Annotated in this window: 24 protein-coding genes, 1 tRNA gene and 1 other RNA gene; 16 read left to right on the forward strand and 10 right to left on the reverse strand. The window is 70.4% G+C overall.

The window, feature by feature from the left end; genetic code table 11:
* The first annotated feature begins 4 nt into the window (after window positions 1-4).
* The 3 genes from M503_RS17505 to dnaQ are packed head-to-tail and all read left to right on the forward strand — an operon-like array spanning window position 5 to window position 1870.
* Window positions 5-655 (forward strand): hypothetical protein, encoded by a 651-nt coding sequence (locus M503_RS17505; protein ID WP_028919659.1) that lies wholly within the window; start codon window positions 5-7, stop codon window positions 653-655.
* Between the two features lie 19 nt (window positions 656-674).
* Window positions 675-1127: a ribonuclease HI gene (gene rnhA, locus M503_RS0113005; protein WP_028919658.1), complete on the forward strand. Its 453-nt coding sequence runs from the start codon at window positions 675-677 to the stop codon at window positions 1125-1127.
* A 5-nt stretch (window positions 1128-1132) separates the two neighbouring features.
* Window positions 1133-1870 (forward strand): DNA polymerase III subunit epsilon, encoded by a 738-nt coding sequence (dnaQ, locus tag M503_RS0113010; RefSeq protein WP_028919657.1) that lies wholly within the window; start codon window positions 1133-1135, stop codon window positions 1868-1870.
* Window positions 1871-1921: 51 nt separating this feature from the next.
* On the opposite strand, the gene M503_RS0113015 is transcribed toward dnaQ, so the two are convergent.
* A complete protein-coding gene (locus M503_RS0113015; RefSeq protein ID WP_024870025.1) occupies window positions 1922-2626 on the reverse strand; it encodes a PP2C family protein-serine/threonine phosphatase in 705 nt (234 codons plus the stop codon).
* Between the two features lie 122 nt (window positions 2627-2748).
* A tRNA-Ser gene (locus M503_RS0113020) sits at window positions 2749-2839 on the reverse strand.
* Window positions 2840-2972: 133 nt separating this feature from the next.
* On the opposite strand from M503_RS0113020, the gene M503_RS0113025 reads away from it, so the two are divergent.
* Complete coding sequence (locus M503_RS0113025; RefSeq protein WP_024870024.1) at window positions 2973-3380, forward strand: DUF6165 family protein; 408 nt, start codon at window positions 2973-2975, stop codon at window positions 3378-3380.
* Here the strand turns inward: M503_RS0113025 and M503_RS0113030 are convergent.
* Entirely contained in the window at window positions 3356-6439 is a 3084-nt protein-coding gene (locus tag M503_RS0113030) for a spermidine synthase (RefSeq protein ID WP_051414610.1), read from the reverse strand. The genes M503_RS0113025 and M503_RS0113030 overlap by 25 nt on opposite strands.
* A gap of 33 nt (window positions 6440-6472) precedes the next feature.
* Window positions 6473-7513: a glycosyltransferase family 9 protein gene (locus tag M503_RS0113035; RefSeq protein ID WP_028919655.1), complete on the reverse strand. Its 1041-nt coding sequence runs from the start codon at window positions 7511-7513 to the stop codon at window positions 6473-6475.
* A 29-nt stretch (window positions 7514-7542) separates the two neighbouring features.
* On the opposite strand from M503_RS0113035, the gene M503_RS0113040 reads away from it, so the two are divergent.
* The 7 genes from M503_RS0113040 to M503_RS16505 are packed head-to-tail and all read left to right on the forward strand — an operon-like array spanning window position 7543 to window position 12322.
* On the forward strand, window positions 7543-8292 hold the full coding sequence (locus M503_RS0113040) for a 3-deoxy-D-manno-octulosonic acid kinase (RefSeq protein ID WP_028919654.1): 750 nt from the start codon (window positions 7543-7545) through the stop codon (window positions 8290-8292).
* Entirely contained in the window at window positions 8292-9053 is a 762-nt protein-coding gene (locus M503_RS0113045) for an MBL fold metallo-hydrolase (RefSeq protein WP_028919653.1), read from the forward strand. Before M503_RS0113040 ends, M503_RS0113045 begins: the two co-directional genes overlap by 1 nt.
* On the forward strand, window positions 9050-10072 hold the full coding sequence (gene moaA / locus M503_RS0113050; protein ID WP_028919652.1) for a GTP 3',8-cyclase MoaA: 1023 nt from the start codon (window positions 9050-9052) through the stop codon (window positions 10070-10072). The genes M503_RS0113045 and moaA overlap by 4 nt, the downstream gene beginning before the upstream one ends.
* A gap of 1 nt (window position 10073) precedes the next feature.
* Window positions 10074-10574: a cyclic pyranopterin monophosphate synthase MoaC gene (moaC, locus tag M503_RS0113055; protein WP_028919651.1), complete on the forward strand. Its 501-nt coding sequence runs from the start codon at window positions 10074-10076 to the stop codon at window positions 10572-10574.
* On the forward strand, window positions 10574-10816 hold the full coding sequence (locus tag M503_RS0113060; RefSeq protein ID WP_037061413.1) for a MoaD/ThiS family protein: 243 nt from the start codon (window positions 10574-10576) through the stop codon (window positions 10814-10816). Before moaC ends, M503_RS0113060 begins: the two co-directional genes overlap by 1 nt.
* Before the next feature lies 1 nt (window position 10817).
* On the forward strand, window positions 10818-11288 hold the full coding sequence (locus tag M503_RS0113065; RefSeq protein ID WP_028919649.1) for a molybdenum cofactor biosynthesis protein MoaE: 471 nt from the start codon (window positions 10818-10820) through the stop codon (window positions 11286-11288).
* Complete coding sequence (locus M503_RS16505; RefSeq protein WP_051414612.1) at window positions 11285-12322, forward strand: gluconolaconase; 1038 nt, start codon at window positions 11285-11287, stop codon at window positions 12320-12322. The genes M503_RS0113065 and M503_RS16505 overlap by 4 nt, the downstream gene beginning before the upstream one ends.
* Window positions 12323-12701: 379 nt before the next feature.
* Here the strand turns inward: M503_RS16505 and ffs are convergent.
* An RNA gene (gene ffs, locus M503_RS17195) (signal recognition particle sRNA small type) lies at window positions 12702-12798 on the reverse strand.
* Window positions 12799-13046: 248 nt separating this feature from the next.
* Entirely contained in the window at window positions 13047-14006 is a 960-nt protein-coding gene (locus M503_RS17510; RefSeq protein ID WP_155952068.1) for a hypothetical protein, read from the reverse strand.
* On the opposite strand from M503_RS17510, the gene M503_RS18005 reads away from it, so the two are divergent.
* The 4 genes from M503_RS18005 (at window position 13986) to M503_RS0113090 (ending at window position 16061) form a co-directional block, all read left to right on the forward strand.
* Window positions 13986-14351, forward strand: coding sequence for a histidine kinase (locus M503_RS18005; RefSeq protein ID WP_155952069.1), 366 nt, complete (start codon window positions 13986-13988; stop codon window positions 14349-14351). The genes M503_RS17510 and M503_RS18005 overlap by 21 nt on opposite strands.
* Window positions 14327-14674 carry an ATP-binding protein gene (locus tag M503_RS17200; RefSeq protein WP_197017230.1) on the forward strand — a complete coding sequence of 116 codons (348 nt, stop codon included), beginning with the start codon at window positions 14327-14329 and terminating at the stop codon, window positions 14672-14674. Before M503_RS18005 ends, M503_RS17200 begins: the two co-directional genes overlap by 25 nt.
* Window positions 14675-14978: 304 nt before the next feature.
* The gene (locus tag M503_RS0113085) at window positions 14979-15245 is read left to right on the forward strand and encodes a membrane protein (RefSeq protein ID WP_024870206.1); all 267 of its coding nucleotides are present in this window, start codon (window positions 14979-14981) and stop codon (window positions 15243-15245) included.
* A gap of 120 nt (window positions 15246-15365) precedes the next feature.
* Window positions 15366-16061, forward strand: a complete 696-nt coding sequence (locus M503_RS0113090) for a L,D-transpeptidase family protein (protein ID WP_028919647.1) — start codon at window positions 15366-15368, stop codon at window positions 16059-16061.
* 85 nt (window positions 16062-16146) lie between these two features.
* Here the strand turns inward: M503_RS0113090 and M503_RS17205 are convergent, their stop codons facing one another.
* The 4 genes from M503_RS17205 to M503_RS17515 all read right to left on the reverse strand — a co-directional run bounded on the left by M503_RS17205 (window position 16147) and on the right by M503_RS17515 (window position 19521).
* Window positions 16147-16608 (reverse strand): DUF1348 family protein, encoded by a 462-nt coding sequence (locus M503_RS17205; protein WP_028919646.1) that lies wholly within the window; start codon window positions 16606-16608, stop codon window positions 16147-16149.
* 357 nt (window positions 16609-16965) lie between these two features.
* The gene (locus tag M503_RS0113100) at window positions 16966-17946 is read right to left on the reverse strand and encodes a DMT family transporter (protein ID WP_081721048.1); all 981 of its coding nucleotides are present in this window, start codon (window positions 17944-17946) and stop codon (window positions 16966-16968) included.
* A complete protein-coding gene (locus M503_RS0113105) occupies window positions 17943-18611 on the reverse strand; it encodes a cysteine hydrolase family protein (RefSeq protein ID WP_051414613.1) in 669 nt (222 codons plus the stop codon). The genes M503_RS0113100 and M503_RS0113105 overlap by 4 nt, the downstream gene beginning before the upstream one ends.
* 313 nt (window positions 18612-18924) lie before the next feature.
* The gene (locus M503_RS17515; protein ID WP_155952070.1) at window positions 18925-19521 is read right to left on the reverse strand and encodes a hypothetical protein; all 597 of its coding nucleotides are present in this window, start codon (window positions 19519-19521) and stop codon (window positions 18925-18927) included.
* 581 nt (window positions 19522-20102) lie between these two features.
* Between M503_RS17515 and M503_RS16510 the strand changes: the two genes are divergently transcribed.
* On the forward strand, window positions 20103-20284 hold a 182-nt coding region (locus M503_RS16510; RefSeq protein WP_037061417.1), incomplete at its 3' end, for a transposase.

A 20284-nucleotide genomic window follows, 5' to 3' on the forward strand; every position in this document is an offset into this window, starting at 1 on the left:
GACCATGCCTGCCGCCGCCTCCAGCCGTCAACCCGGCGCCAAGCTCCGGTTCAGCGGTGCCGAGGCGCAGTGGTTGCTGGCCGAGGAGCGCCGCTGGCTGGCCGAAGCGATGGCCGTGCGCCCGGCCCGTCCCTGGCTGTGGCTGGTGCCGGGGCCCTGCACGGGCGCCGACCAGGCCCTGCTGCCGTCGCGCCGCGGCATGCTGCTGCACGAATGCGAGGGCGGCTACGCCGGAGCGCTGCGCTGCGGCCTGCCGCTGCCGCTGGCCAACGACTGCCTCGGCGACGTCGTCCTCCAGCACCCGGCCAGCGACGACGCCTGGGCGCTACTGGAGGAATGCACCCGGGTGCTGGTCGATGGCGGCCGCCTGTGGCTGTTCCTGGTCAATCCGTGGAGCCCGTTCCGCCTGCGCCGCCCCCGCGACCTGCCCGCCCCGGCCCACGGGCCGTGGCTGCAGCGGCTGCGCGCGCTGGGACTGCAGGCCGACCCGCTGCAGTTCATCGGCCCGCGCTGGCGGCTGGCCGGCACCGGCGGCACCCGCGCCTCGCGCCTGCCGTTGCGCGCGGCCTGCGTGATCGTGGCCGAGAAACGTGGCCTGGCGCCGGTGGCGCCGGCCCCGCTGGCATGGCGGCGGGGCGCCGCGCCGGCGGCCTGAACTCCCTGCAAGGAAACGAATGAAGAAGATCCAGATCCACACCGACGGCGCCTGCCTCGGCAACCCGGGCCCCGGCGGATGGGGGGCACTGCTGCGCTACAACGCGCACGAGCGCGAGCTGGCCGGCGGCGAACCGGACACCACCAACAACCGCATGGAACTGATGGCCGCGATCATGGCCCTGGAGACCCTGCGCGAGCCGTGCGAGGTGGTGCTGCACACCGATTCGCAATACGTGCGCCAGGGCATCACCGAATGGATGCCAGGCTGGGTACGCCGCGGCTGGAAGACCGCCGGCGGCGACCCGGTCAAGAACCGCGACCTGTGGGAACGCCTGCACGCCGCCGCCGGCCGCCACAAGGTCGAGTGGCGCTGGGTCAAGGGCCACAACGGCGATCCGGACAACGAGCGGGTCGACATGCTCGCGCGCATCGCGGCTCAGCGGGTGCGCGACACCGGCGCGGTACACTGAGCCCGATGCGCCAGATCATCCTCGATACCGAAACCACCGGCCTGGAATGGAAGAAGGGCAACCGCGTCGTCGAGATCGGTTGCGTGGAACTGCTGGAGCGACGCCCCAGCGGCCGCAACTTCCACCGCTACCTCCGCCCCGACTGCGACTTCGAGGCCGGCGCCCAGGAAGTGACCGGCCTGACCCTCGAGTTCCTGGCCGACAAGCCGCGCTTCGAGGAGATCGTCGACGAGTTCCTCGAGTACATCGACGGCGCCGAGCTGATCATCCACAACGCGGCCTTCGACCTGGGCTTCCTCGACTACGAGCTGTCGCGCTGCGGCGAGCACCTCGGCCGCATCGTCGACCGCTGCAGCGTGGTAGACACCCTGCTGCTGGCACGCGAACGCTTCCCCGGCCAGCGCAACTCGCTGGACGCGCTGTGCAAGCGCCTGGGCGTGGACAACTCGCACCGCCAGCTGCACGGCGCGCTGCTCGACGCCCAGATCCTGGCCGACGTCTACGTCGCCCTGACCTCCGGCCAGGAAGAGATCGGCTTCGGCGAGCTCGCCGACGAGACCGCCCGTCCGGTGGCGGTGGCCAGCTTCGGCCCGGTCGGCGGCGAGCGCCCGCGCATCGGCGCCTCGGCCGAAGAGCTGGAGGCGCACCAGCGGCGCCTGGAGCGGCTGCGCAAGAAGGCCGGCCGCGCGCTGTGGGACGAAGTGGAATCGCCCGAGCCGCTGGCCGAGGCGGTCAACGCCTGATGCAGGGGAGGGCCGGCCATGCCGGCCCGCGACCCGATGATCGCGCTGCCGTTACTGGCAGCGCACCAGCACCGCGGTGACGTTGTCCGAACCACCGCCGTCGAGCGCGGCGGCCACCAGCGTGTCCACGCATTCCTGCGCGCTGCAGTCCTGGCCGGCGAGGGTCTCGGCGATGCGGCCGTCGTCCACTTCCTCGGTGAGGCCGTCGCTGCACAGCAGCAGCTGCATGCCCGGGCGCAGTTCGCCGGCCATCAGCGACACGTTCAGGTGGTTCGGATCGGTCACGCCCAGTGCCTGGGTCACCACGTTGCGGTGCGGGTGCGACCGGGCCTGTTCGGGGGTCAGCGTGCCCTGGTCGACCAGGTCCTGGACGTAGCTGTGGTCCTGGCTCAGCTGGGCCAGGCGCCCGTCCTGCCACAGGTAGGCGCGGCTGTCGCCGACCCAGGCCACCTCGAAGCGGGCGCCCTGGACGCGCGCGGCGACCACGGTGGTGCCCATCGGCAGGGCGTCGTTGCGGCGGCGGGAGACGCGGATGATCTCCTCGTCGGCGATGCGGATCGCCTGGACCAGCGGGGTGCCGCTGCGGACCTCGCGGACGATGGTCTCGCGGGCCAGCGCGCTGGCCACCTCGCCGCAGGCATGGCCGCCCATGCCATCGGCCACCAGCCACAGGCCCAGCTCACCGTCGCCGTAGTACGTGTCCTCGTTCAGCTGCCGGCGCAGGCCGACATGGGTGAGGTGTCCGAATTCGATCATGGCGCCCGCGTGGATTCGCTGTCAGCAGGATAAAACGGATTGGACCGGGGCGGTGGGCCATGCCGGCGGCGCCGGGCGCGGACAAAGAAAAAGACGGGCCGGAGCCCGTCTTTTTCTGTATCTGGCGGAAAGGGTGGGATTCGAACCCACGGTACCGGAGACCGGTACACCGGATTTCGAATCCGGCGCATTCGACCACTCTGCCACCTTTCCGGAAGCCCGCGCGGCGTGGTCCGTCCGCGGGGCCCGCCATGATACGGAACCGGCGCGCTCCGCACAACATCCGGTCCGCGGCGGCGGCGGTTGGCTAGACTAGCGGCCTGTTCTCCCCTCCGGTGCCACCCCGATGTCCGAGATCCTGGTCCCCGTGTCCTTCGGCGAGCTGCTCGACAAGATCGCGATCCTGCAGATCAAGTCCGAGCGCATGACCGATCCCGCCAAGCTGGCCAACGTGCGCAAGGAGCTGTCCGCGCTGGAGCACACCTGGATGCAGCACCCGGCCGCCGGCAAGGACATCGCCCAGCTGCGCGCGCAGCTGAAGGCGGTCAACGAGCGCCTGTGGGACATCGAGGACGACATCCGGGTCAAGGAGAAGGCGCAGGAGTTCGACGAGGAGTTCGTGCGCCTGGCGCGCAGCGTGTACTTCGAGAACGACGAGCGCGCACGGGTGAAGAAGGAGATCAACCTGGCGCTGGGCTCGGCCTACGTCGAGGAGAAGTCCTACCAGGACTACCGCACCGGCTCCACGCCCTGAGCCGCGCCCGCGCGCACTTCCAGCGCGCGGATCCTGACCATGTGCCGGACCATGCGCAGCCCCTCGCTGTGCGGGATGGCCACGCCATAGGCCTGGTGCAGGCGTTCCACCTCCGGCGCCCGTCCGCTGCCCAGCGCGCCGAGCTGGGCGATGAGCAGGGCCTGTTCCTCCACCTCCGCCGGCAGCGCCTGCGGCAACTGCAGCAGGGCTTCGCCGGCGCGCAGCATTTCCGGCGCGTTGCGCGCAGCCGCCGCGGCATACAGCTCCAGCATCGCCCGCACCGCCAGTGGCTGGATCGACGCATCGATCCAGGCCGGCTGCAGCCACACGCCTCCGAGGTCTTGCGGCGGCAGGTGGCCGAGCGTGGCCATGGCCACGGACGAGGCGGCATGCGCCCAGGTCACCGGGTCGTCGACTGCGCCGCGTGACAGGGCGAGCAGGGCCTGCAGTTCCGTTTCCGCCGGTGGCATGTCGATGGCGCGCCGGCGCAGCTCGCTGATGTGCTGGCCTTCGCGCAATGCGCCGGCCAGGGCGATGGCGCGCTCGCGGGCCTGCAGCAGGCTGTGGCCGCGCAGGATCGGGATGTCCTCCGACGCCGGCGGCGGCTGCCGGCCTTCCATCAGGTCGAGCACCGGCAGGCCGTTGTCGGCCAGGCGCTGCAGGGTGTCGGCGCGGTCGCGGCGGAAGCGGGTGCGCGGTGCCTGTAGCGACACCACCGGGTGGAAATCGCTGTGCGGTTCGGCCTGCAGGGCGCGCACGTAGGTATCGAGCAGGGCGGCGCCACCGAGGCGGCGCAGCTGCAGCGCCGCGTCGCCGGCCAGGCCGACCCGCGCGGTCTCGGTGGCCAGCGCTTCGGTGGCACGCAGGCGCACGGCTTCCGCTTGCGGGCAGGTGGAACGGCAGGCGACCACGACCAGGTCGTTGTCCTGCACCAGGTACACGGCCGCGTCGGTAAAGTTTTCGCGCAGCGCGGCGACGATCCGCGCCAGCAGCGCGTCGTCGATCTCGTAGGTCTGCAGCCACTGCACCAGCAGGCCGTCGTCGGCCAGGTGCCCGTGCAGGAAGCGGTAGAACTCGCTGGTGAACAGCCCGGCCACGCCGCTGACCCAGGGGTTGGACGGCTCGGACACGATCACGTCGTAGCGCCGGCGCCCGCTGGTGTAGAAGCGGCGCGCGTCGTCGAAGTGCACCTGCGAGCGCGGATCGTGCAGGGCGCGGCCGATACGCGCGGCGAACAGCTGCGCGCCGGCGCGGTGCACCAGCGGTTCGATCTCCACCGTTTCCACCCGTTCGACCTGGTCGCTGCCGAGCAGGGTGTGGGTCGACATGCCCAGGCCCCAGCCGATCACCCCGACCTGGCGCGGCTGCGGATGCAGGGCCAGGGGCAGGGCGCCGAGGCTGACCATGGTCAGTTCGTCCCCGCCCGGCGGCGCATCGAGGCTGGCGGCCATCGCGCCGTCGGACTTGCCGTTGGTGATCAGCGACAGCGTGCCGGTGGACGGCGAACGCGCCACGCCGATGGTCGCGGTCTTGCCGTCGCGCAGGAACGGCACTTCCAGCGACGCATCCAGCTGGGCGAAACCGGTGCGGAACACGCCCGACAGCTGCGCGCGCGGATCGGGCTGGCCCCACTGCAGGGCCACCGCCAGCGCCGCCACGCTGCCCAGCGACAGCAGCGCCATGCGCGCCGGCGACAGCTCGCCGCGCAGCTGCGCGTACAGCCAGAAGCCCAGCGCCACGTCGCCGGCCGCGGCCAGCAGCACCGCGCCGCGCACGCCCAGCAGCGGCACCAGCACGTGCACCGCCAGCAGCACGCCGGCGATCGCGCCGGCGGTGTTCGCCGCGTACAGCCGCCCGATCGAGGCTTCGCCGGCGCCGCTGCGCAGCAGCACCAGGGTGAACAGTGGCAGGGTGGTGCCGGCGAAGAACGCCGCCGGCAGCATCACCGCGATGGCGATGCCGCCGCTGCCGAGCAGGAACAGCCGGTAGCCGCCGTCGGTGCGCGCCAGCGACTGCACCAGCGCCGCGGTCCAGTCGAAGGACTGGGCGAAGGCCAGCAGCGACAGCATCGCCGCCACGCCCATCGCCACCTGCGCGAACGCCGCGCCCTGCAGCGGATCGCGCAGCCGCGGCGCACGCCGGTGCACCCACGCGCCGCCGAAGGCCAGGCCGAGCAGGAACGCGGCCAGCATCAGCTCGAAGCTGTGCACGGTGGTGCCCAGCGCCTGGTTGAGCAGGCGGATCCAGCCGATCTCGTAGACGAAGGAACAGGCGCCGGAGAACAGGCCGACGGCGAGTACCACGCGCACCAGGCCGGGGCGTGCCGGCGCGCTGCGTGTTCCAGATGCGGCAGGCGGAGGCGAGGGCGGTTCGCAGGATGTCCACCCGGCGCTGTCCCCCTCATGTCGCCAGGACAGCCAGCACGCACCCGCCGCGACCACCAGGTTGGCCACGCCGGCCACGGTCATCGCCCCGGGCATGCCCAGCCGCGGCAGCAGCAGGAAGGTCGCCAGCGGCGCGCCCAGCGCCGCGCCCAGGCTGTTGGCCGCGTAGAGGCCACCGAGCACGCGCGCGTCCTGCGCCTGCGCGGTGCGCAGCCAGCCGGCGCTCAGCAGCGGGAAGGTCGCGCCCAGCAGCAGGCACGCCGGCAGGATCAGCAGGCTCGCGCCGAGCCAGGGGAAGGCATGCCCGGCCACGCCGTCGCCCAGTACCGGCAGCACTGCTCCGGAGATTCCGGCGTAGCCGAGGAACAGCGCATGGAAGGCCAGGCCGAGCACGCCGATCGCCGCTTCGGCGATGGCGTAGGCGAACAGCAGCCGGGTCCAGCGCGTGCCCAGCCGCGCCGCCAGCCACGCGCCGGCGGCCATGCCGCCCATGAAGATCGCCAGCACCAGGCTCTGCGCATAGGCGGCATGGCCCAGCACCAGGCCGAGGTACTGCGTCCACAGCGACTGGTAGACCAGGCCGGAGAAGCCGGACAGGACGAACAGGAACAGGATCGCCGCGCCCGAAGGCGCCGGACGGTGTGGCGTCGACGGCAGCGGGGCGGCCGCGCTCATGGCCTCCCGGAACAGGACGGAACGCCGTCCCGGTCAGCCGCCGTGGTCGTTGCGGTAACGCTCGAAGGCTTCGATCGCATCTTCCACCGTGACCAGGTCCATCACGCCGTCGTGCTCGATCTTGGTGCCCCACTTCAGCGAAGCGGCGGGCTTGCCGAGGAAGCGGCGCGCGGCGTCATCGTAGCGGTCCACGCAGTAGCGGCGGTCCGAGTAGGGGCCGCTGCGGTCCGGGTCGGTGGCCGCGTGCAGGCCCAGCACCTTCGTGCCCATCGCGTTGGCGATGTGCATCGGCCCGGAATCCGGGGTGACCAGCAGGTCGGCGCGGGCGAGCAGGGCCGGCAGCTGCTTGAGCGTGTCCTTGCCGACCAGGTCCAGCACCGGGGCGCGCATGCCGGCGAGGATGGCGTCGGCGGTCTGCCGCTCCAGTTCGCTGCGGCCGCCGCACAGCACGATCCGCCAGCCGCGCGCGGCGGCATGGTCGGCCAGGGCGGCGTAGCGCTCGGCGCGCCAGTTGCGCAGGGCGTGGCTGGAGCAGGGCGAGACCATCAGCACCGGGGTGCCGTCGTCCGGCCACTGCTCGCGGGCCCATGCGTGGGCCGCCTCGGGCACCGGCAGGTTCCAGGTGACCGTGTCCTGGCGCAGGCCCAGCGGCTCGCAGAAGCTGCCGAGCACGTCCAGCACGTGCAGGCCCGGGCGGTCTGGGATGCGTTCGTTGACGAACAGCCCGTGCAGTTCCTTGGAGCGGGTGCGGTCGTAGCCGATCCGCCGCCGCGCCGGGATGAACGCCGACAGCAGGTTGGCGCGTGCGGCCAGCTGCATGTGCAGCAGGGCATCGAAGCCCTCCGCCGGCAGCGCCCGGCGCAGCTCGCGCATGCCGGCCAGGCCGGTCCGCTTGTTGTAGACGTGGAAGACCACCCCTTCGAGCCCTTCGAGCAGGCGGAAGCCGGCCGGGTCGATCACCCAGTGCAGCGGCGGACCGTCGGGCCAGGCGCGTTGCAGGGTGCGCACGAGGGGTACGACGTGGGTCACGTCGCCGAGGGCGGACAGGCGCAGCAGGCAGAGTGATGGGCGCATCGCTTGCGGGTGTTGTTAGACTCGTGCGGATGGTCGCCTTCGATGCCAGCGAAGCCTTGACGCCGTACCGCGCGGAGAGCGGATACGGGGCCATTCTCTTCGACCGCCAGCGGCTGCGGCAAGCCGGCCCGGAACTGTTCTCGCCGGCGGCGTGGGGCGACCGCGCGCGCCCGGTCGGCTCGGGCGGGCGTGGCGGTGCGTGGTTCGTGGACGCGCCGTTCGGGGCCTGCGTGCTGCGCCACTACCTGCGCGGCGGCATGGCCGCGCGCTTCAGCCGCGACCGCTACCTGTGGCGCGGCGCCGCGCATACCCGCAGCTTCGCCGAGTTCCGGCTGATGCGCGAGCTGCTCGGCCGCGGCCTGCCGCTGCCGACGCCGCTGGCCGCCAGCTACGTGCGCGACGGGTTCACCTACCGCGCCTCGATCCTGCTCGAGCGCCTGGTCGACGTGCGCTCGCTGGCCGATCGCGCGCTGGTCGCCGGCAGCGGCGCGCCGTGGGAGGAGGCCGGGCGCCTGATCGCCCGCTTCCACCGCGAAGGCCTGGACCACGCCGACCTCAACGCGCACAACCTGCTGTTCGACGGCAACGGCCGCGGCTGGCTGATCGACTTCGACCGCGGCCGCATGCGCATCCCCGCCACCCACTGGCGCGAGGCCAACCTGCGCCGGCTGCTGCGCTCGCTGCTGAAGCTGCGCGGCGAACGCGCCAGCGCCGAGGTCGAGGCCGACTTCGCGCGCCTGCGCCGCGCCTACGATCTGTCCTGGAAGCGGGGCTGCTGATGGCCGCCTGGTCGCTCCGGCTGCACGGGGTGGGCAACGCGTCGGCGGTGGAGCTGGGCTCGGCGATGGCCAGCCTCGAGCGCGACGGCCGGCCGTGGCTGACCATCGACTGCGGCGCCGAAGGCCTGACCGCCTTCGAGGCCGCGTACGGCCAGCTGCCGGACGCGGTGTTCATCACCCACGTGCACCTGGACCATGTCGCCGGCCTGGAACGGCTGTTCGTGTCCAGCTACTTCGATCCGCAGCGCCGCGGCCGCGTGCGCCTGTACGTGCCGGCGCCGGTGGTGCCGCTGCTGCAGCGGCGCGTGGCCGACTATCCGAACGTGCTGGCCGAAGGCGGCGCCAATTTCTGGGACGCGTTCCAGCTTGTGCCGGTGGGCGAGGCGTTCTGGCACGACGGCATCCGCCTGGAGGTGTTCCCGGTGCGCCACCACTGGCCGGACACCGCGTTCGGCCTGCGCCTGCGCGGCAGCGTGGTGTGGACCGGCGACACCCGTCCGATCCCGGAGATGCTGGCCCGCTACGCCGATGCCGGCGAGCTGATCGCCCACGACTGCGGCCTGCACGGCAATCCATCGCATACCGGCCTGGACGACCTGGAGCGCGAGTATCCGGAGGCGCTGCGCCAGCGCATGGTGCTGTACCACTACGCCAGCGCCGCCGATGCTTCGGCGATGGCCGCGCGCGGCCACCGCGTCGCCCGTAGGGGCGAGCTGCTCGGGCTGGCCGAACCCACCGCGATGCAGGCCTCGCCGCCATGAACCTGGCACGGCCGGCGCAGGCTCCGCTCCTGGACCGCCTCGGCCGGCCCCTGCGTGACCTGCGCCTGTCGGTCATCGACGCCTGCAATTTCCGCTGCGGCTACTGCATGCCGGCCGACCGCATCCCAGACGACCACGGCCTCGACGCAGCCGGGCGCCTGTCCTTCGACCAGATCGAGACCCTGGTGCGCGCCTTCGCCGCCGCCGGCGTGCACAAGCTGCGCCTGACCGGCGGCGAACCGCTGCTGCGCAAGCGCCTGCCGGAGCTGGTCGCGCGCCTGGCGCGGATCCCCGGCATCGACGACCTGGCCCTGACCACCAACGGTTCGCTGCTGGCCGCGCAGGCGCGCGCGCTGCGCGAGGCCGGGCTGCACCGGATCACGGTCAGCCTCGACGCGCTGGACCCGGACGTGTTCCGCGCGATGTCCGGCGGGCGCGGCGAGGTCGGGCCGGTGCTGGAGGGCATTGCCGCCGCCGAGGCGGCCGGCTTCGGCCCGCTGAAGCTCAACTGCGTGGTCCAGCGCGGGGCCAACGAGGACCAGGTGCTGCCGCTGCTCGAACGCTTCCGCCGCACCGGCCACGTGGTGCGCTTCATCGAGTACATGGACGTGGGCACCTGCAATGGCTGGCGCCAGGAGCAGGTGGTGACCTCGGCCGAACTGCGCGACCGCATCGCCGCGCGCTGGCCGCTGCGCCCGCTGCAGTCGCACTATCGCGGCGAGGTGGCCGAGCGCTACGCGTTCGCGGATGGCGCTGGCGAGGTCGGCTTCGTCAGCTCGGTCAGCGCGCCGTTCTGTGGCGACTGCCACCGCGCCCGCGTCTCCGCCGACGGCCAGCTGTATACCTGCCTGTTCACCGACCAGGACCACGACCTGAAGCCGGCGCTGGCGCAGGGCGAGGCCGCGCTGTTCGGTCACCTGGCAGGCTTGTGGTCGCGGCGCGCGGATCGCTACAGCGAGATCCGCGGCAACCCGTCCGCGCCGCGCAAGCACATCGAGATGTACCTGATCGGAGGTTGAGTTGGCCACCCGCAAGTCCCCCGCCGCCAAGCTGACCCACCTGGACGACGCCGGCCGGCCGGCCATGGTCGACGTGTCGCACAAGGCCGCCACCGCGCGCACCGCTACCGCCGAGTGCAAGGTGCGCTTTCCCGCCGAGGTCGCCGCGCAGCTGCGCGCCAGCGGCCTGCGCGCATCCAAGGGCGGCATCGTCGAGACCGCGGTGATCGCCGGGACGATGGCGGCCAAGCGTACCCATGAACTGATCCCGTTCTGCCACGCGCTGCCGCTGGACGGCTTGAAGATCTCCATCGACTGGCACGGCGAGCGCGAACTGCGCATCGAGTGCACCGCGCGCACCAACGCCCGCACCGGCGTGGAGATGGAGGCGTTGACCGGCGCCACCGTGGCGGCGCTGACCGTGTACGACATGAGCAAGGCGCTGTCGCACGCGATCGTGCTCGGCCCGGCGAAGCTGCTGGGCAAGCGCGGCGGCAAGCGCGATTTCGGGAGGGCAGGGTGATGGCACGGCTGCGGCTGCTCTATTTCGCCAGCCTGCGCGAGGCCACCGGCATCGACGGCGAGGCCGTGGACAGCGCCGCGCCGGACCTGGCCGGGCTGTATGAGGAAGTGGCCGCGCGCCACGGCCTGCGCTGGCCGCGCGAGCACCTGCGCGTGGCGGTCGACGGCGCCTTCGCGCGCTGGAGCGATGCGCCGCGCGAGGGCAGCGAGGTCGCCTTCATCCCGCCGGTGTCCGGAGGCTGAGATGGCAGCGGTGCAAGCGAAGTTCGAACTGGCCGCCGCACCCTTCGCGGTCGCGCCGTTGCGCGAACGCCTGCTCGACGACGCGGCCGGCGCCTACGCCAGCTTCGAAGGCTGGGTGCGCAACCACAACGACGGCCGCCCGGTGCACGGGCTGATGTACGAGGCCTACGCCGCGCTGGCCGAAGCCGAGGGCCAGCGCATCGTCGAGGAGGCGGCGCAGCGGTTCGCCATCACCGGCGTGCATTGCGTGCACCGCACCGGTGAGCTGGCGATCGGCGAACTGGCGGTCTGGGTCGGGGTGGGTGCCGGGCATCGCGATGCCGCCTTCGCCGCGTGCCGCTGGGTGATCGACGAGGTCAAGGCGCGCGTGCCGATCTGGAAGCACGAGCGCTACGCTGATGGCGACCGGCAGTGGCTGCACCCGGTCGCCGCCACTACGGAAGGAAGCGCACCCAGGGAGGACACCCCATGACCTCGAACCAGACCCGCTGGCGCCGCGCATTGCTGCCGGCGCTGCTGCTCGCCTCGCTGGCGCTGCCGGCGGCCGCCGGCGAACTGCTGGTCGGCAACAAGTCCGCGAACACCCTCTGGCGCCTGTCGCTCGACGACGGCAAGAAGATCGGCGAGGCCGAGACCGGTCCCGGCCCGCACGAGATCGCGGTCAGCCCCGACGGCCGCCAGGCGGTGGTCAGCGAGTACGGCCACCAGGCGCCCGGCCACACCCTCAGCGTCTACGACACCCGCGACGGCAGGCGCATCCGCCAGGTCGACCTCGGCAAGCACGGCCGCCCGCATGGGATCCGCTTCGAACCGGATGGCCACCACCTGCTGGTGACCACCGAGGCGAGCAATTCGCTGCTGCGCGTGGACCTGCGCGGCGGGGCGGTGGTGCGCGCCTATGACATCGGCCCGGGCACCGGGCACATGGTCGCGCTGTCCGCCGACGGGCGCATCGCGTACGTCACCAAGATTTCCGCCGGCACCCTGGTCCGCGTGGACCTGCTCGACGGCGCGGTGCTGGAAAAGCCGGCCGGGGCGGGCGCCGAAGGCGTGGCCGTGGCCCGCGACCACACCGTGTGGGTGACCAACCGCGCCGCGGGCACGGTGACCGTGCACGACCCGCGGACCCTGGACGTGCTCGACACCCTCGACAGCGCCGGCTTCCCGATCCGCGTGGCCTTCACCCCCAGCGGACGCCACGCGCTGGTCACCAATGCCCGCGCCGGCACCCTGTCGGTGTTCGACGCGGTCGCACGCAGGCCGGTGGCCAACGTGCAGCTGGCCGACCCGCGGGCGGAGTACCGCGAGACCATGCTCGGCCGCGCCGCGCTGCCGATCGGGGCCATCGTCGACCCGTCCGGCCTGCGTGCGTACGTGGCGATCAGCGGCGGCAACGAGATCGCCGTGGTCGACACCGCCACCTGGGCCGTCATCGACCGCTGGCAGACCGGCGACGAGCCGGACGCGCTGGGGATCGTGGCCGGGCCGGCGCCGCGGGAGCCCTGACGGCGTGCGCGCCCGACGCTCCGTTTCGAGACGGGGCGTCGCCAAAGCCCAAGGGCGGCGCTCTTTCCCGGGAGTCTGAAAAGGTGGCGGCCCCGCCGGCTTGCCCCAGCGCCCGCGTCGATCGATACCGCCCCCCGGTGCTTGCCCGTTCACGAGATGGTGCGGGCCGTCGCCACGGCCCCGCCATGCCAGGAGGTTGGCGCTTTTCGAGGGTCTGAAAAGGTGGCGGCCCCCGCGGGCTTGCCCCAGCGCCCGCGTCGATCGATACCGTTGCTGCCGCGCCCCCAGGCACTTACCCGTCGACGAGATGGCAGGGGCCGTCGCCACGGCCCCGCCGTGCCAGGAGGCTGGCGCTTTTCGAGGGACTGAAAAGGTGGCGGCCCCGCCGGCTTGCCTCGGCGCCCGCGTCGATCGATACCGTTGCTGCCTTCCGGCCCTGGCGGGGTTTTCGACCTAGCGTCGCGAGGGGCCGACGGGGCCACCATAGACGCGGGCCGCGCAGCGCGCGGCCCGGAGATCTGGCGATCCGCGGCGTGCCGGGCACGGGAGGCGGGTCGCAGGTGGTGCGGCGGGCGGAAGCCGCACCGGAACGGAGCGGATTCTAGCCCATCCGGGTGTACACGCGCTATCCGTCTTGGTTCATTCAGCCGACGCCAAACGGGGGGCGGTAGGGGTAGTCCGCCACCCAAGAGCAGCAGTAGCTACCCGCCGGAGACCAGTCTTGTCAGCGAAATGTTCGATTCAGCCAGGACAGGGCCTCGGCCAGGTTGAGGTTCGAGCTTGCGTAGGTGATATGAAGCAAGTGTGGAGATAGGAGCCAATCCCACTTTTCTTTGGCCAGGTTATCGGCATGAGCCAGCAGCTCATCCACTGGCGGGACCGGCTCGGAAGCAACGTCAGCCAGTACATCGTGAAGGTCGTCCAGCGACATATCCTTCTTACGGATCTCCACGCCTAGTCGAGCGCTGTATGCCCGGATACGTCTACTTGCCAACAAGCAGGCTATCGCCTCGTTGGTCGAGTCGCCTAGCCATGTCGTGAGCACGGCGTATTCACCCTGATCCAGAATGGCAGCCTTATCCAAAACGAAGCGTCGGAAAGTGTTCCTGCCTTCATCCAGGAACCTCTGCGCAGTGGGGTCGAGGAAGGGCAGCTGGCCGGTACCGAGATACAACTCCCGCATGCGTTGGCGCACGCGTGTATGGACGCGTCCGCTACCGCCATTGAATGACGGAGGTGCGCCCCCCTTGCCCGGGCTGACATGGATCGTCTTGTGTGGGGTATCAATGTCTTCGACAAGCCAGGTGCGCCCGCCGAAGAGAATGCGCTGACCTACGCACAGCATCTGGGAAATCGGCAGTGTGCCCAGGGCCTTTCCTGCAGTAACGATCCGGAACTCCTCGTCGGTCGAGAAGGCCGCATAGAAACTGTAGTGGTTGACGAACTTGTCGCCGAGCCTGCCATGCAGCAGTAGACCTGAGCTATCCTGAGTCAGGCCAACGAGAGCGGCGTGTGGAGCGCCCCGAACTCGGCACTGTCTTTCTCGGTTGCGCCGCGCTTCACCGAGACGTGGTGGTTCATCGCCCTGTGTGGATTGGCCCTGGGCGCTCTCGTGTGGGTGGCCTACCTCCTGCGTCTGCGCCACGTATCCCAGCGCCTGCACATGCGCTTCGAGGAGCGCCATCGCGAGCGCGAGCGCATCGCGCGGGAGTTGCACGATACCCTTCTGCAGAGTTTCCAGGGCCTGTTGCTGCGCTTCCAGGCGGTTGCGAGCCGGCTGCCCGGCGACGACCCGACCCGGGAGGCGCTCGAGCGGGCGATGGACCGGGGCGAGGAGGCCATCGCCGAAGGACGGGAGCGGGTGCGCTCCCTGCGCCTGGCGGAGACATCCGTCCAGGAGGGGCTTCCGGAGGCGTTCACCCGCATAGGTCGCGAACTCGCGCAGGCCCATCCGGCAACATTCGACCTGGTCGTCGAAGGTGGTCTGCCCCGTTGGATGCGGTCGTGCGCGACGAGATCTACTGGATAGGCCGCGAAGCGCTCTCCAATGCATTCCGCCATGCCGACGCCTCGCGCATCGAAGTGGGGATCTCCAGTGCAGGCGGCAGCATGGTGTTCCGCTTCCGCGATGACGGTTGCGGCATCGGAGAGGACATCCGTCGCCAGGGGGCACGGGTGGGCCACTGGGGCCTGGCTGGCATGCGTGAGCGCGCTGCGGAAATCGGTGCGGAGCTGCACGTCTGGAGCGAACCCGGTAACGGGACCGAGGTCGAACTGACGGTTCCCCGCGGCGCGAGCTCGCGGATGCGGCGCAGGAGGCGCGCATCCGGTGGCGGGGAAGCTCATTCGTGACACGCAGCCATCCGGGCAGGCTGATGTTCGCCTTCGCCGGCTTCGACCATCAGCCCGGTCCCAGGACGTCATCCACGACAACGTCCGGCCACGCCATTTTCCCGGCAACGTGGATTCGCGGAATTGTGAGGGAATTCCGCTATTAAGGTGGAGGGTTCATTGCGGATTCAACACCCTTTCCAGGCCGGTTCCGGAGCGTCTTCACGTTCCGTCCATGTACACCAATGTCAGCTGAAGGCGTCTTCATGACATTGACCGAAAGGTCGCTATATTCCGAGGCCCCCAGACGAAGGAGGATTGGTTTATGAGCAAGCATCATGTGGTGATGGCGCGTACGTTGGGCGTGGCGCTTGTCGCCGGCCTGGGTCTTGCCAGCTGTGCCAGCTACGACGAGGACTTCGCCCGCATCAACTCGCGTCTCGACCAGCTCGACACGCGCGTGCAGGGTGCGGCGCAGAGCGCTGACGCGGCCAACCAGTCCGCGCAGCAGGCCAACCAGCGCTTGAACCAGCTGGAAAGCCGCGTCCAGCAGCTGGAATCGGCTCCGCCGACCCGCCAGCCGCGCGGTTGATCGTCCTGCACGAGTTGTGAGGAACGGTTTGAACCTGGGACCCGGTGGCCTCGTGCCACCGGTCTCATTGCCTGATTGCTCCTTGCGAGGATTCGCACCATCCGTACCAGCAAACATCCCGTGATCCTCGGCGCGCTGCTGTGCGCGCTGGCGTTCGCAAACCCCGCCGTCGCTGCCGACCAGGAACCCGTCGCGCAGTCCGAAAGCGCCGTCGACCTGCTTCCGCCGGACCAGGAAGTGTCCGACGTGGTGATCGAGCTGGCCGGCTGGATCGTCGCTACGCGCGATACCGAAGGCTATCCCTTCGCGATCATGGACAAGGCGGCGGCGCAGATCCTCGTGTTCGACGGCGATGGCCGTCCGCGTGGCGCCGCGCCCGGGCTGTTCGGCTCGGCGATCGGCGACCACACCGCACCGGGTGTCGCCGGCCTCGCGCTGCGCGAGATCCCCGGACGCGACCGCACCACGCCCGCCGGCCGCTTCATCGGCGGCTTCGGCCCGTCGATCGACGCCGGGCGCGTGCTCTGGGTGGACTACGAGTCCGCCGTCTCGATCCATCCCACCGCCACCGGCGTGCGCTCCGAGCGCCGCCCGCAGCGCCTGGCTTCGCCCGAACCGGACGACAACCGCATTACCCACGGCTGCATCAACGTGGCGCCGGAGTTCTACGAGAAGGTCATCGAACCGGTGTTCGCGCGCGGCGGGGTGTTCTACATCCTGCCGGAGAAGGACTCGCTGGCCGATACCTTCCCCGAGTTCGTGCAGAGCCGCGCCACCGCCGGGGGCAAGAGCGGCAAGAAGAGCGCCCGTCGCTGACGGGCGCTTCGTCCATACGTCGCTGAAGCCGTATTCACGACTCCGGCCGCGGTTTGCAGGGCAGGTGCCGCCAGGTCGCGGTCCGCTACAGCACCAGTTCCGAAAGCCCCGGATGGTCCTGCGGCCGCGGTCCAGCCTGCCAGCGCATCACCCGTTCGACCTCGTCGACGGCCACGTCGTTGATGCTGGCGTGGCGCACGCGCATCAGCCCACGGCTGTCGAACTCCCAGTTCTCGTTCCCGTACGAGCGGAACCACTGGCCGTCGTCGTCGTGCCACTCGTAGGCGAAGCGCACGGCGATGCGGTTGTCCGCATGCGCCCAGTACTCCTTGATCAAACGGTACTCGTGCTCGCGCGCCCACTTGCGGCGCAGGAACGCCTCGATCTGCGTCCGACCGGCGATGAACTCGGAGCGGTTGCGCCAGCGGCTGTCCTCCGAATAGGCCAGCGCCACGCGCGCCGGATCGCGGGTATTCCACGCGTCCTCGGCGGCACGCACCTTGCGCAGCGCGCCTTCCAGGTCGAACGGCGGCAGCGGCGGACGCACCTGCGCATCGGCGGGTAGCGCCTCGCCGGTTCCGGCCGGCGATGTCGCGCGGGAGGAAGCCGGCGCCGCCGCGGCGTCCTCGGCGATCAGCGCATCGAAGTACGCCCGGTCCTTCGGGCGGTCTCCGACGTTCGCGGCGAAGTCGTCGCGGCAGCCGGGGTTGCAGAAGCCGACCACCTTCCCGCGGTACGTGGTCAGGGAATCCTCGGCCACCGGGCGGCCGGAGCGTGGGCAGGAACGGTTGATCGCGGTCATGGGGTGTCTCCGGTCAGAGGGGGGAGCCGTCGCGGCGGGTGAACTTCCAGGCGCCCTGCACGGGCACGGCCGCAGGTCGTCGTCGGGGTGTCTGCGGATTCCTCAGGCGTGGCAGGAACGCCCGCTGCACGCGGCGGAGGGCGTCGGCGCTGGAGCGGGCGCGGGAGCCGACGCTCCCGCACGGTTGGTGAGCCACACGCCCGCGACCACCAGCGCGCCACCGGCGAACATCGACCAGTGCAGGTGCTCGCCGAGGGCGAGGACGCCGAACAGCACCGCCATCACCGGGACGACGTTGGTGAACACCGAGGCGCGGGTCGGACCGATCATGCGTACGCCATCGGCGAACCAGATGAAGGACAGCGCCGTCGCCAGCCAGGCCATATGCAGCACCGAGGCCCATACACCGGCCGGGTAATGCAGCAGGCGCGCCGGGTTGTCGGACAGCGCCAGCGGCACCGCCAGCAGCGCCGCGCCGACCAGCACCGACCAGGTGGTCGCGACCAGGCTGTTGAGGCCCACCGGCACGATCCGCCGGCTCATGAACACATGTATCGACCAGCCGACCATGCAGCCGAGCGCGTACAGCTCGCCGCGGCCCACGCTGGTGGCCGCGGACAACAGGTTGCCACCGGTCAGGACGACCGCGGTGCCGAGCAGCGCCAGCACGATCCCGGTCCAGCGCATCGCGCTGGCGGTGGCGCCAAGCAGCACGATCGCCGCCAGTTCCACCAGCACCGGGCTGCCGGCGGTGATCAGCGCGGCGCGGCTGCCGGAGATCGTCTGCACGCTGGCCAGGAAGAACAGCGTGTAGGCGACCACGCCGGGAATCGCCAGCGAGAAGATCAGGGGCAGCTGTTTGCGCGTCACCCGCAGCGACTGCCCGCGCAGGCGTGCGATCAGCGCCAGGGTGATGCCGGCCACCAGGAAGCACAGGAAGGCCACGCCGAGCGGATCGGCGTGGTGGGACGCGTAATAGCCCACGTGGAAGGTGATCGCCCAGATCGACGTGGCCGCGAACATGCGCATGTACGTGCCCGGCAGGGACCGATCGCCGGGCACGGGGATCCGCGGCGCGCTCATGCCGTTGCTCCGTCCAGGGCCCGCGCCGCCTGGCTCGACGAATGGATCGACTCCCGCGGCGGCAGCGGTGTGCCGCGCAGTGCATCGATCCACTGCGCGGTGCTGACCACGTTGGCGAAGCGCGACTGCATCACCGTCATGAAGGTGCGGTGGATGGTCTCGGCCGTGGCGTGGCCTGCGCGGTTCGCGTAGGACACCGAGCCGGTCGCGTCTTCCAGCACCTCCACTTCGTAGCCGGCGTGGGCGGCGTGGCGCACGGTGGCGTCGACGCAGTTGTGGGTCATGTAGCCGACGACCGAGAGGGTATTGACCGCGTGCCGGGTCAGCCACGCTTGCAGGCCGGTTTCGGCGAAGGCACTGGGCAGGCCCTTGCGCAGCAGCAGGGCGCGGGGCTGGGCCGCAATCGCCGGATGCAGCCCGGCGCCGTGCGAACCTTCGGCGAACAGCGGCGTGCCGGGCGTGGCGATGTTCTGCACCAGCACCACTGGCACGCCGGCCTCGTGGGCGGCATGGATGGTGGCGAGGATGTTGGCCAGGCTGGCCTGGCGGTCCGGGTACTCGATCGGCAGGTTGCCGTCGAAGTACTCGTTCTGCACGTCGATGACGAGCAGTGCGCGGCGGGTGGGAAGCACGGGGGCGCCTGTGAGGTTGGGAACTGCGGCCATGCGACGGCTTCGCCGTCGTGCCCACCCGCTGCGCTGCTGAGGGGAGGGGGATTGCGAGGCGCTTTGCGCCTCGCGCCACCCGCTGCGCGGGTGGTCGAACCCGTTGGGGTTCTCATCAGATCCCCTCTCTCCGCCAGTTGCGCAAAAGGGGCCCCTCACGGGGCCCCTTTTCTTTTGCGCAACTGGCGGAGAGAGGGGGACACGGCAGACCTTGCCCTAACCCCCTATATCCACTCGAAAAACACAAACCGAGGTGTGTCCTTGGTAGTGTCCCCAGTATAGGGCAGGGGGCGGCAGGGGCTAGGCTGCCAACTCAATCGCTCTTCTGCCCCCACTTTCGCCAATTTGAGTTGCCAGCAGGAGGATTGGGGGCCGCAGCCGGAGTGGCGGCAGGGGTCACTGCCTGCGGCTGCGGAGCCACGACCGGCTGACTAACCTGCGGCTCTGCAACAGGCTGGACAGAGGCACCCGTAGGCGCGGGGTTCGGGACATAGATGGCGATCGCGCGGCCCACCTTGCTGAACTGCGCGGCGGAGTAACCCACGCCAGTTGCGTAAGCGGAGTTTCCGTATGCAGTGGCGTTGGCGTAGCCACTGTTTACCGAACCCGTGTATTGGGTATCGATCCCTTGAAGGAGGATGCCATTGGCGCCCAGTTCGGCCGCTTCGTCCTTCAATCGTCCCATGACCTTGTTCATCCGGCTTTGGGCTGAAAATCCGTTAGCCCCGAGGTCAGAGGCTTCAAGCAATGCAACGGTTTCATATCCGGCCGGCGGTTCGAGATAGATCCTCACCTGTTCTGGGTCAATAGGAGGCCTGGAATTGCCAACCAGCACGGACGATGACGCGCAAGCAGTAAGCGCAGTGACAAGCAGCCCGACGGCTGCATTTCTGATGGCGGTGGTGTTCATTGCCTTCCCCTTGGCGTTGATTCGACGGATTGAAGCCTAATTCTTGCCTCCCGACAAGCTCCCCATTTGTGGCCGGAGCCCTTGCCGCAGCGGGGTCAGACCCCAAGCGGAGGGGCGGGCCGCGCGCGGCGCGGCTTGCGGCTTTGCCCCCTCCAACTCGGCTTTTGCCTTTGCTCTGGGCTTGGTGCGCTGCGGACGCGTCACGGCTCGCGCCTTGGGTGCCGTCGTGGCCTTCGCGCTGACGATACAGCTCTTCCGGCCAGCCCTGCGGGTTCCGTAGTAGGTCAGGCTCCGTTGAACGGTGGCCCATGGCCTGTGCTGCCTTCTCCGGAGTCAGTTGTCCGCTGGCAATCGCCCCCTTCAAGTCGCTGCCCACTGCATGGCGCAGGGAATAGCAGGACAGGCCATGGGCTTGGAGCGCCCGGTTGAGGCTCCGATAGTCGGCCTGCGTAGTCTCCAAGAGGAACGCCCCACCACGCTCTTGGCATAGGTCCGCCAGCGCCTTGACCGTTCGGCCTTCGACACGAAAGGTGAATCGCCCCGTCTTTCCCGGAGGCTCCAAACCTTGAGAGGATGGAGCCATGAGCAACAAATTGACGAGGTACGCACCCGAGGTGCGTGAGCGGGCGGTGCGGATGGTCCTGGACCACCAGGGCGAGCACAGCTCCCAGTGGGCGGCGATTACGTCGGTGGCCGGGAAGATCGGCTGCAAGGCGGAGACGCTGCGGACATGGGTTCGGCGGGCCGAGCGCGACAGCGGGCT

It is taken from the genome of Pseudoxanthomonas suwonensis J47 (genome assembly GCF_000513955.1).
In the GTDB taxonomy this organism is placed as follows: Bacteria; Pseudomonadota; Gammaproteobacteria; order Xanthomonadales; family Xanthomonadaceae; genus Pseudoxanthomonas; species Pseudoxanthomonas suwonensis_C.